Origin of the sequence: Pseudovibrio sp. POLY-S9, from assembly GCF_001431305.1 — a bacterium.
Lineage (GTDB): Bacteria > Pseudomonadota > Alphaproteobacteria > Rhizobiales > Stappiaceae > Pseudovibrio.
Map to the genome: position 1 here is coordinate 158,435 of NZ_LCWX01000200.1, position 11,648 is coordinate 170,082.

The window sequence follows — 11,648 nt, forward strand, 5'->3', positions numbered from 1 at the left end:
TCATCCACTGCATTCGTGTTTTTTGCCATGACATCATCCAGCTTGAATGCTGCAAAGTTTTCGAAGCCGAGGAGTTTGGCTTTCTCATTGCGGAGCTGCACAGTCTCGCGGACGATTACTGAGTTGTTGGTTTTTCCCGGATTGTCACCACGGCTTGCCCAGGCATTGAAGGCTTCTTCGCGCAGGTCGCGACGTTTGGAGAACTGCAGGAACGGCTCAATGGAGGAGCGGGAGAGGGTAATGGCGTATTTGCCCGGTTCACCACGTTCCTCAGCTGCTGCACTTGCGGCTTTTACAAGGAATTCCGGCAAGCCTTCCAGATCGCTTTCGTTCTCCAGAACGAGTTTGTAGGAAGCTTCGTCAGCCAGAACGTTCTGCGCAAAGCTGGTGCCCAGAGTTGCAAGACGCTCGTTGATTTCTGCGATACGGGTTTTGCCGCTGGAGTCCAGACCTGCACCAGCGCGATGGAAGATGGCGTAATAGCGTTCCAACACACGGTCCTGTTCAGATGTCAGATCCAGCGTGTCCTTTTTCGCCATCAGTGTTTCTATGCGTTTGAAGAGGGCAGGGTTCAGGTACTTTTTAGTGCTGTACGCCGCCAGTTTTGGTGAAACATTGCGCTCGACTTGTTGCAAGGTCTCGTTGGTATCTGCCGAGGATAGATTGAAGAACACGCTTGCAACCTGCTCAAGAGCATCTTCGGCCAGTTCCAATGCTGCAATGGTGTTTTTAAAGGTTGGTTCTTCAGGATTTTGAGCAATGCGAGTGATGTTGTCTTCGCCTGTCTTAAAGGCCTCTTCAAATGCACCCTCGAAGTCTTCCGGCTTGATCTGTGCAAAAGGTGGAAGTCCGAACGGGGTTTTCCAATCTTGCAGAAGAACCTTTGCGGTCTCGCTCATATTAAATCTCCGATGAAATTAAAAATTCAGACTGGGCTCAGATCTGCTTAAGGGAGAGCCAGACTGCTTTTAATCAATTGATGGACGCGTATTCCCTCAAGGAGGCAATGCCTCATCATGGGAATGCGCGTGGAGATGTGAATATGGGTGCTATTTGCAACTGCGTAAAGGAAGCGGAGTGAAAATTCCCCTAATCAATTCTCGACGCAAGGGAAGTTACTGGATTGGGAAGGGCAGTGAGACTGTGGTGAAACCTGTTGCTGTCACTGGCTTTTGAGGGGCCGCGAGTGTCATGACCCAGAAATTCCGATAGGTGCCGTCTGCTCGGTTGGTGCGGGCAATGCCCATATGTGTGACGTTCTTGTTGAGCAGGTTTTTGTTGTGATCGGGAGAGGTTTTCCAGCCCGTCATTGCAGCCGAAATGTTCGCGTAGCCTGCGCCCAGATTTTCTGCGCCTGCAAAGGATTTATATCCTTCAGTCTGGGTGCGACTGATGAGGCTGGAGGAGGAGTGACGTCTGGTTTTGAGCGAATCCAGGCGGGCGATGTGATCGGCCATATCCTGTGAGACTTCGCTGAGGTGCGGGTCCAGCTTGATTGGCGGCAAGGAATGCTTTGCACGCCACGCATTGGTCTGGCGCAATGCTTCATTCTTGTTGATTGCGATCTGAGACAGCTCAACATTCTTTGATGTCTCTATGCCCAAGCCAGCGCAGCCAGCAAGTGTTCCTGCCAGCAGTAAGGCAGCAGTTGCCCTTAATTCCAAACGCACGTGTGTAATCCCGAAATGCCCGATTAGTTCATTTCATCTTAGGCATGAAATTTGGCCGAAACTGTACTGCTCGCGAGTAATCCACGTAATTCCCAAGCTGTTTCTTTATTTTGATTGTCCTTAAAAGGAGCGGCTTTGGCTCTTCGATTGCTGGTCGTACGGAGCAGCGAGCAGTCATGTGAATACCAGTATAGAGCGATATAGAGTTAGTTGTTTTATTATAACGTATTGAATTATATCGTTTAAAGGTAATTATTGTCAATAAAGTTGACAAAAATACATTTCCCTCATACTTCTGTCCTTCGGATTTTCAGGTGATCTCAAAGAAGAGTGGAGACAAGCCATGAGTTTTAGAAACCTCACAGACTGTCAAATGCTGAAGACACAATTGGAAGGGGCAACTCAGGTGCTCTTCAGCTTTCCAGGGGAGGGTGCTGCTTATGGATTTAGGCCTACCGTGCATTTGAGTGGGGAGTTTTGGGGAATGTGTTCCAGATGATCGGCTGCGTATTGTTCTCAGGGGGCGGCAGTCTCTCGGACCATGTTTTTTGGGAGTGTGGAGGGCCTCAAGGCGATTATGTCTGCGCAAATGAATCTTGCAATGTCTCTGAGTGAGGATGAGGTTGAGAAGTCTGATCAACAGGCTATTTGGCTTCGTCTGGTGGCGCGCGACTGGCTGGCCCCGATCATTCTTTTGCTTTTGTGTCTGTGCTTGTACCTGCCGGGGTTGACGTCCGTTCCCCCGCTTGATCGTGATGAACCGAGATTTGCTCAGGCTTCCAAACAGATGATGGAGACAGGCAACTACGTTTCCATTCACTATCAAGAGCTGGCACGAAACAAAAAACCGATCGGAATTTACTGGGCACAAGTGGGTGCTGCCAAACTGTTGGGATATGGAGAGCATGCGCCCATTTGGGTCTATCGTCTCCCTTCTGTGATTGGCGCAATTGCAGCTGTGTTGCTGACGTACTGGACTGGGCGAGCATTTTTTCGGGAGCAGGAGGCCTTTTTAGGTGCGCTGCTTGTTGCATTAGCTCTCATTTTAAATGTTGAAGCACATTTGGCTAAAACGGATGCGGCGCTTCTGGCATGTGTGATGTTGTCTCAAGGGGCGTTGGTTCGAGTGTGGATGGCGCAACAAAGCAAAGCGCTTTGGTCTCCTGCCGTGCTCTTTTGGGTTGGGTTGGCGCTGGGCACTCTTATCAAGGGGCCGATCATTCTTATGGTATGCGGCCTAACCATCCTGTCTTTATCGGTTTGGGAAAGGCGTGTTTCGTGGTTGGGGGGATTAGCTCCAATCTCCGGTTTTCTGCTGTTTCTTGCATTGGTTACACCATGGCTGGTTGCTATTTACATTGAGACAAATGGTGCCTTCTTCCAGGACGCTCTGGGTGCAGATCTTTGGGGTAAAGTGGGAACAGGGCGAGAGGCCCACGGTGCTCCACCACTCACACACCTCTTAATCAGTTTCGTAATTTTCTGGCCAATCCCTTCTTTTCTCCTTGTGATTTTTAATGGTATTAGGCAAGAATTGAATCAAATTTGTTATAGATTCTTGTTGTGTTGGCTGATCCCGTCGTGGATCATATTTGAATTGGTTTCAACGAAACTGCCTCACTACACATTGCCGATGATGCCAGCACTGGCGTTGCTGGCGGCGGGTGTGTTGACGACTGACAGGGCAAAACAGGCCGGCATTTACTGGCGATACGCCTCTGCGTTTTTATTCCTGCTGGTCCCGCTGGGCATTTTTATTGCTGTTGTTGTTGGACCTTTGTTGCTTGATCTCTGGCCGTCTCCTCCGGGTGTTGTGCTGTGTGGGTTGGCTGTCATTGCTGCGTTATCAGCCACTCGTAAACTGATTGCGGGAGAACTCGTCGGGGCATTGCCGACGGTGGGGGCTTCCGCATTGCTGATGTTTGTCGGCTTCTGGGCTTTTTCTGGCCCAGCCCTGTCGACCATCTGGATTTCCAGCCGTCTCGCCGAAGCTGTTGAGCAGCTGCCGGGATGTGAGCGGAAAGACGTTGCAACAGCAGGTTTTTATGAGCCCAGCTTCGTATTTTTGCAGGGCACGCAAACAAAGCTACTTGGCGCAGAAGCTGCAGCGCGTTTTCTGGCGGACGGAAGCCAGAGAACCGGAGTGTCTAAAGGGACCTGCAGAATTGTGCTGGTGGAAGGACGGCAGCTGGATCGGTTTGATGCGGAAGCTCTTCGGTTGGGGATGAAGACTTCGGAAGTATCAACTGTATCTGGCCTGAATATCAATGGCGGTAAAGCTTTGCTGATACATATTTTTTCTGCGGGTGGGGCGACGTGATGATTGATGACGGCTCCATAGATACCTTAGAGCGTCCAGTTCAGGACGTGGATCAAACAAAAGATAAATCACGCGAAGCGCAACCCTTCAAACGAGATGCTGACGGTGCTGCGTCTTATAAGCAAAGCTACAAGGAAGATGCTCCGCGGGAAGAAAGTTCCACTCCATCAATTGGTGAGCGTCTGATTGAGGCCTTACGTGTTGCTGGCAATAATGCGAGACGACATGTTGGACAAACCTCTGCAATTTTGAAAAACCGAAGAGCGCGGAGTACTGTTGCCGCTGCTGCTCTTCCTCCACTTTTGAAGCCACAAAATATCGCAGCCTTATTGATTGGGCTGTGCGGTCTGGCGATGGTTTTTCTGGACCACAGTAGCCCGATTTGGGCTCGGAAACTGCCCGTTGCCTACCATGATATTTTCGAGGTCATTACAGATGTCGGCAAGTCTGACTGGATCCTGTTCCCAACGGGACTATGGATTCTAGCAATGATTTTTGGCGGCTGGCAGCGTCTCCCGTTTCGTAGAAAGATGGCAGTGTCGTATCTGACGATATACGGGAGTTATCTGTTCTTTGTTGTCGCTGTTAGTGGGCTGCTGGCCATTGCTCTGAAATGGAATATCGGGCGTGCCCGACCAACCCTTTTTGATGAAATGGGGCCAATGTATTTCGACTTCTTCGCGTGGGAGGCAAAGCTTTCGAGCCTTCCAAGCGGGCATTCGACAACGGCTGGTGCTCTGATCGTTGCTTTGGCATTGATTGCTCCCAGACTTCGGTGGCTGCTTGCGGTTGTGGGGCTTTGGATTGCTGCCAGTAGAGTGATTGTGGGAGCTCATTATCCTAGTGATGTTGTCGCTGGCATTATCATAGGTGGAGCATTTTCTTATTGCTGTGCCCGTTGGATGGCTCGTCGGCGGATCGGGTTTTCATTTGATGATAAAGGCGGTGTGCAACCGATTATGAGCAGTATCTCTGTGGCTTTATGTTTGAGATCCTGGCGGGCAGCGCGATCTGACAGTTTTTCTCCCGTACAAAAACAATCGGAGACACTCCGGGCTGATTGAGGTCGTTGTCCTTAGCCTGAGCGGAGTTCCGTCTCAGGGTAGGGGTGACTGGAATGACCAAGAGTGCCGGTGTAAATGAAATTGACGTCAGCGTTGTTATCCCTGTGAAGAATGAGAGAGATAATCTTCCTCCCTTGCTGGATGAGATTGCGGAAGCTCTGAAGGACTACAGATTTGAAGCCATTGTGGTTGATGATGGCTCTACTGACGATAGTCTTGAGGTGTTGCGACGCTATGCGTTGGAGCACGGCTTTTTGAGGTTGATCCATCATAAACGGTCTAGTGGGCAGAGTTGTTCTGTACGCACGGGGTTGTTGCATGCGCGGGGCACATATGTTGCCACGATCGATGGCGATGGACAGAATAATCCGATCTATTATCGTGAAATGCTTGAGGCGATGGAGAAGGGCGGTGCGCGTGTTGGTCTTGCTGCCGGGCAGCGACTGGGGCGAAAAGCCAGCCTCTTCAAACGTTACGCTTCCAAAGCGGCTAATAAATTGCGCGGGGCGATCCTGAGAGATAATACGCGAGACAGCGGATGCGGTCTCAAGTTGTTGCGGCGTGATGTGTTTTTGAAACTGCCGTATTTTGACAGCTGGCACCGGTTTTTGCCGGCCCTTGTGATCCGTGAAGGATACGAGGTTGTTCATGTGGATGTGGTTGACCGTGAGCGTGAGCACGGTGTCTCCAAATATGGGATCTTTGACCGGGCGCTTGTTGGGGTTCTTGATCTGTTTGGTGTGTGGTGGTTACGCCGACGTCGAAAAGTCATTCCCGAGGTGGTGATGGTGACAGATTCGGATGTGTCTCCTGCTAAGGAGGACCATTGATGTTCTCGGGTTTGTATGATTGGCTTTATGATGTTTTCGTCGCTCAATGGGATTTCTGGGTTCTTTGGGGGTTTGTCGCGCAATTCATGTTCATGATGCGCTTTATGATCCAATGGATTGCCTCTGAGCGAGTGGGGAGATCCATTGTCCCGGTGGCGTTCTGGTTCTTCTCAATAGGGGGTGGATCGCTCCTTTTGACTTACGCTATCGTCAAGAAGGATCCGGTTTTTATTGCGGGACAGGGCCTTGGATTGATCATTTATTTCCGAAATCTATGGCTTATCTACAAGGAAAAACGCAAGGACCCGAACTTTTAGGCGATTTATCCGCAATAAATGCAATCTGAATACACGAGTATAGCTGAACGCTATTTGCCCATAGGGAAGATAGACTTCCTTGTGGTATTTTCGTAAAATTGCGTATTATTTGTGCAGTGGGATTGTAAAGGTTAGTGTGAAATACGTATTTTTGAAGAAAATTGCTCAGATTATGCGATCAGTTTTTAAGGTTAGTTTTTTCATTGCGCTTGTAGTCTAAGTAATATTTCCTCTCTATTTCAGTATTGTTTGGATTAATTTGTTTGCTGGTGTATACAGAACTATATTTTGCAATTTTGATTAATGGTTAAAGCGCGTGCAGCTGAGATATAAATTGCATAGAAACTTTGCAATCGCTGTTGAATAGCACCTCGTAGACTAACTTGTTAATAAAAACCTCTTGACGTTTTTAGAGAAATATCATCGAATGCTTAGCGAGGAGTGGTTGAAGCCAATAGGGGGGCTTTAAGGACATGCGCTGACATGTCTGTCCTGGGTGTTTTTCTTAGAGGAGGAGAACGGCCTGCTACTTCCGGTGATGAATTTTAAAATTGGACAATAAAAAGAGGCTCCAATTCTATGAAAAAAATGATCCTTCCAGTTGCGCTGGGTGCAGCGTTCGCAGCGACTGCTCTGTCTGCAGCATCTGCCGGCACTCTCGAAGACGTGAAAGAGCGCGGTAAGCTGCGCTGCGCGGTTTCCACTGGTCTTGCAGGCTTTTCTTACACCGACGAAAACGGCAAATGGCAGGGCTTTGACGTTGACTATTGCCGTGCAGTAGCTGCTGCTGTTCTTGGTGATCCGGATGCTGTTGATTTCTCACCAACCACTGGTAAGACCCGCTTTACTGCGCTGGCTTCCGGTGAAGTGGATATCCTGTCCCGTAACACCACATGGACGTTCTCCCGTGATGCAGACCTGAAGTTCACCTTCCTTGGTGTGAGCTACTACGATGGTCAGGGCTTCATGGTGAAGAAGTCTCTTGGTGTTGCTTCTGCTAAAGAGCTGGACGGTGCAACTGTTTGTATCCAGACTGGTACAACAACAGAGCTGAACTTGTCTGACTACTTCGCAGCTGAAGGCATGTCTTACGAGCCGCTGCCCATTGAGACAAACACTGAAGGTCGTCAGAACTACCTTGCAGACGCTTGTGACGTGTACACCACCGATGCTTCCGGTCTGGCTGCTTCCCGTGCGACTTTTGAGAATGCGGACGACCATATTGTTCTTCCTGAAATCATCTCCAAAGAGCCTCTCGGTCCGCTCGTCCGTCATGGCGACGATCAGTGGGCAGACATTGGCCGCTGGGTTCTGAATGCAATGAAGATTGCGGAAGAAAAAGGCATCACCGCTGCAAACGCGGATGACATGGCCGCAACTTCCAAAGATCCAGAAGTTAAGCGTCTGCTTGGTGCTTCCGGTGAAATGGGTGCATCCCTTGGTCTGGGTAACGACTTCGCTCTCGTAGCTATCAAATCCGTTGGTAACTACGGCGAAATGTTCGAACGTCACCTCGGCACACAGACCAAAGTTAATCTGGCTCGTGGTTTGAATGCGACATGGACCGAAGGTGGTCTGCAGTATGCACCTCCATTCCGTTGATCTGATTGAGATCTGACAAAAAGGGCGCTGTTGCAAGATGACAGCGCCCTTTTTTCTAAGCATAATAAATAAGGCGGGCTACTTATGAGCACTTCAACCGTACCAGCCGATAATAGCTTCCAGTTTTCGCAACTGTGGCGAGATGCTCGATACAGATCTTATACGATCCAGATTATCGCGCTTATCGTTGCTCTGTCTGTTGTGATGATGCTCATCGGCAATGCTGTCGAGAACCTTGAAGCACTTGGCAAAGATTTCAATTTCGGTTTCTTATTTGAGCCAGCAGGCTATGACATTGGTCAGATGCTGGTAGAATATACATCCGCTTCAGGACACTGGAAAGCGGCACTTGTTGGCTTGCTCAACACATTGCTGGTTGCCTTCCTGGCTTGCGTGACTGCAACACTCATCGGCGTTTTTGTCGGTGTTCTGCGTCTCTCCAATAACTGGGTCGTCTCCCGCTTGATGGCGGTTTACATTGAAGGCGTTCGTAACGTGCCGCTGCTGCTGCAGATTCTGGCATGGTACGCTGTCTTCATTCATGTGTTTCCAACCCCTAAGCAGGCTCTTAAAGCACCAGTTATTGAAGGGGCGGTTTATGCAACAAACCGTGGTTTCTATGTTCCTGGATTGACCTTCGATGGTGGCTACCAGATTGTTGTTGCAGTTTTGCTCGCTTCCATCGCTGGCATTTTTGTATTCCGTCGTTGGGCACGTCAGCGTCAGGAAACGACTGGTCAGATTCAGCCCGTGGGCTACATCAGTCTTGGTATTTTGATTGTACCAGCCGTTTTGGCTTACTTTGCTTCTGGTATGCCGATTGGTCTTGATTATCCTGTTGCAGGTCGCTTTAACCTGAAGGGCGGTCTCAAAGTCGGGACTCCGCTTATCGCTCTTTGGTTTGCGCTTTCCATCTACTCTGCAGCTTTTGTTGCGGAAATTGTCCGCGCGGGCATCATGGCAATCAACAAGGGACAGACTGAAGCTGCGTATGCTCTTGGCCTTCGTCCAAGGCGGACCATGAGCCTTGTTGTTCTGCCGCAATCCTTGCGCATTATCATTCCACCAATGATCTCCAACTACCTGAACATCACCAAGAACTCATCCTTGGCGATTGCAGTTGGTTACATGGATCTGACTGGCACACTGGGCGGTATTACACTGAACCAGACTGGCCGTGAGATGGAGTGCATGTTGCTTCTGATGGCAACATATTTGTTGATCTCGCTGTCTATTTCAGCAGTCATGAATTTTTATAATGAATCCGTAAAGCTGAAGGGGCGCTAACATGAGTGAAAATAATTTCGCCTTTGTCTCGACCTCTGAAAAGCCTCAGTTGCCACCTCCCCAGGGTACAACTGGTGCTGTCGGCTGGATCCGTGAAAACCTGTTTTCATCACCGCTCAACACTATTTTGACGCTGCTCTCAATCTTTGCGGTGTATTCAACCGTGCCGGGTGTGGTCAATTGGGCGTTTGTGGACTCTGTCTGGAATGCCAACTCTCTGGATGAATGCCGGGCACTGACAGACAATGGTGCTTGTTGGGCCGTTATTCGTGAGCGTTATCATCAGTTCCTGTTTGGTTTTTACCCGAGCGAGCTGTACTGGCGTCCGATTCTGGCTTTCGTACTGCTGTTCTTAGCTCTTGTACCAGCCCTTTGGGATGGTATGCCAAAGCGCAGTACAGCGTTGATGGCTTCTATGGCATACCCATTTGTGGCGTTCTGGCTGATTTGGGGTGGTTTTGGCCTTGAGCCGGTTTCCTCCACTAAGCTGGGCGGTTTGCTGCTGACCATGATTATCGGTGTCTCCGGTATCTCGTTCTCGCTTCCTATCGGTATTATTCTTGCGCTGTCTCGCAGTTCTAACCTGCCTATTGTGAAGTCTCTAGCGGTTATCTTCATCGAGTTCATTCGCGGTGTACCGTTGATCACCTTGTTGTTTGTTGCGCATGTTCTGCTCAACTACTTCCTGCCAAAGGGCGTGAACTTTGACATCGTGCTGCGTGTTGTCATCATGGTGACCTTCTTTGCCAGTGCTTATATGGCAGAGGTCATTCGCGGTGGTTTGGCTGCATTGCCAAAAGGGCAGTATGAAGCTGCGGATGCATTGGGGCTGAGTTATTGGCAGAGCATGCGTCTGATTATTCTGCCGCAAGCGCTCAAAATTTCCATCCCAGGTATCGTGAACACCTTCATTGGCTTGTTCAAAGACACCACACTGGTTTTGATTATTGGCCTTATGGATCCTCTCGGATTGGTTGCGCCAACGCTCGCTGACCAACGTTGGAATGGTATTTTTGTGGAACTTTATGCGTTTATCGCGTTCATGTTCTTTATCTTCTGCTTTGCAATGTCCCGATATTCGATGTATTTGGAACGCAAACTGCATACCGGCCATCGCTAGTCGCCTGGCGCGTGTTTGATACGTGCCCAAAGAAACTCGGAGTTATAAAAATGAGTGACGTAAACCTCGCTAAAGATATCCAGGCGGACCGCTCAAAAATGCAGATTTCGGATACTGATGTGGCGATCGAAATTGCAGGCATGAACAAATGGTATGGTGACTTTCATGTTCTGCGCGACATTAACCTGAAGGTTATGCGCGGCGAGCGTATCGTTATCTGTGGTCCATCGGGTTCTGGTAAGTCCACGATGATCCGCTGTATCAACCGCCTTGAAGAGCATCAGAAAGGCCAGATCGTCGTTGACGGTATTGAGCTGACCTCTGACCTCAAGAAGATTGATGAGATCCGCCGTGAAGTCGGTATGTGTTTCCAGCACTTCAACCTGTTTCCGCATCTGACCATTTTGGAGAACTGTACGCTGGCCCCAATCTGGGTTCGCAAGATGCCTAAGAAGCAGGCTGAAGAAGTTGCGATGCATTACCTTGAGCGCGTGAAGATCCCTGAGCAGGCCAACAAGTACCCAGGTCAGCTTTCCGGTGGTCAGCAGCAGCGTGTGGCAATTGCCCGTTCGCTGTGCATGAACCCGAAGGTTATGCTGTTTGATGAGCCGACATCCGCGCTTGACCCTGAGATGATCAAGGAAGTACTGGACGTGATGATCGGTCTGGCGGAAGAGGGTATGACCATGCTCTGCGTGACCCACGAAATGGGCTTTGCTCGCAAAGTGGCAAACCGCGTGATCTTTATGGATCAGGGCCAGATTGTTGAGCAGAATGAGCCTGAGCCGTTCTTCACCAATCCGCAGCATGAACGTACTCAGCTGTTCCTCTCCCAGATCCTCAATCACTGATCTGGAAAGAGTTCCCAATTCAAAGCCTCGCTGTTTCAGCGGGGCTTTTTTCTTGTCTGCTGTCAGCCGTTTTCACAGTTTGCCTGCCGCAACGTCTTTCCTTGCAGAGCAATGGCTCTCAACAAGGAAAAGCAAAAAATGGCAGAATTTGACCTCTACGAAGGTATCGTCCAACATTCCCCTAAATCCTGTGGTGCTTACTGTGTGAACGCAGCTCTTGCTCAACTGGGCTTCATGCCCAAAGCGACTGATGTCGACACGCTCAACGCAGCCGATCTCACCAAAGGTTATGATGTCACAACCGATCCAGGGCGCATCAATTTATGGCGGCTGAGACACTTGATCTATCATCGTTTGCAGATTGCTGAGGTGGTGACGACGCAGACTTACAAAGTTTCAGGAAATCTGGAACTTGATCTTACAGCTTCGCCAGATCCAACTGCACTTTATAAAGAAAATGATGGAACAGTTGATTTGGAGAACAGCCCTTCGGGTATGGTTGCTGTTGCGAAAACCCTTGCCCCGGGTCTGGCAAAGAACATTACTTATTACACTGCATTCGGCAAAGGTTTGTTCAACAACTTCAA

The 11,648-nt window shown here is 49.5% G+C and carries 11 protein-coding genes; 9 read left to right on the forward strand and 2 right to left on the reverse strand.

Annotated features, from left to right (window positions below):
* Positions 1–899 (reverse strand): M3 family metallopeptidase (locus PPL9_RS31480; protein ID WP_161831394.1); only part of this gene is annotated, 899 nt, incomplete at its 3' end.
* Positions 900–1,115: 216 nt separating this feature from the next.
* On the reverse strand, positions 1,116–1,670 hold the full coding sequence (locus PPL9_RS20425; protein WP_208989511.1) for a CAP domain-containing protein: 555 nt from the start codon (positions 1,668–1,670) through the stop codon (positions 1,116–1,118).
* Positions 1,671–2,211: 541 nt separating this feature from the next.
* Here PPL9_RS20425 and PPL9_RS20430 point away from each other — a divergent pair.
* From PPL9_RS20430 to PPL9_RS32500, 9 genes are all read left to right on the forward strand, one after another.
* Positions 2,212–3,990, forward strand: coding sequence for a glycosyltransferase family 39 protein (locus PPL9_RS20430; RefSeq protein ID WP_208989512.1), 1,779 nt, complete (start codon positions 2,212–2,214; stop codon positions 3,988–3,990).
* The gene (locus PPL9_RS20435) at positions 3,990–5,054 is read left to right on the forward strand and encodes a phosphatase PAP2 family protein (protein WP_057464406.1); all 1,065 of its coding nucleotides are present in this window, start codon (positions 3,990–3,992) and stop codon (positions 5,052–5,054) included. The genes PPL9_RS20430 and PPL9_RS20435 overlap by 1 nt, the downstream gene beginning before the upstream one ends.
* 53 nt (positions 5,055–5,107) lie before the next feature.
* Entirely contained in the window at positions 5,108–5,884 is a 777-nt protein-coding gene (locus PPL9_RS20440) for a glycosyltransferase family 2 protein (RefSeq protein ID WP_057464407.1), read from the forward strand.
* Positions 5,884–6,201 carry a lipid-A-disaccharide synthase N-terminal domain-containing protein gene (locus tag PPL9_RS20445; RefSeq protein ID WP_057464408.1) on the forward strand — a complete coding sequence of 106 codons (318 nt, stop codon included), beginning with the start codon at positions 5,884–5,886 and terminating at the stop codon, positions 6,199–6,201. Before PPL9_RS20440 ends, PPL9_RS20445 begins: the two co-directional genes overlap by 1 nt.
* Before the next feature lie 579 nt (positions 6,202–6,780).
* On the forward strand, positions 6,781–7,803 hold the full coding sequence (locus PPL9_RS20450) for an amino acid ABC transporter substrate-binding protein (protein WP_057464409.1): 1,023 nt from the start codon (positions 6,781–6,783) through the stop codon (positions 7,801–7,803).
* Positions 7,804–7,887: 84 nt separating this feature from the next.
* Entirely contained in the window at positions 7,888–9,090 is a 1,203-nt protein-coding gene (locus PPL9_RS20455) for an ABC transporter permease subunit (RefSeq protein ID WP_057464410.1), read from the forward strand.
* Position 9,091: 1 nt separating this feature from the next.
* A complete protein-coding gene (locus PPL9_RS20460) occupies positions 9,092–10,210 on the forward strand; it encodes an amino acid ABC transporter permease (RefSeq protein ID WP_057464411.1) in 1,119 nt (372 codons plus the stop codon).
* Positions 10,211–10,260: 50 nt separating this feature from the next.
* Positions 10,261–11,061: an amino acid ABC transporter ATP-binding protein gene (locus PPL9_RS20465; RefSeq protein WP_057464412.1), complete on the forward strand. Its 801-nt coding sequence runs from the start codon at positions 10,261–10,263 to the stop codon at positions 11,059–11,061.
* 138 nt (positions 11,062–11,199) lie between these two features.
* Positions 11,200–11,648, forward strand: a 449-nt coding sequence (locus tag PPL9_RS32500) for a hypothetical protein (protein WP_161831396.1), incomplete at its 3' end; no start/stop codon positions are given.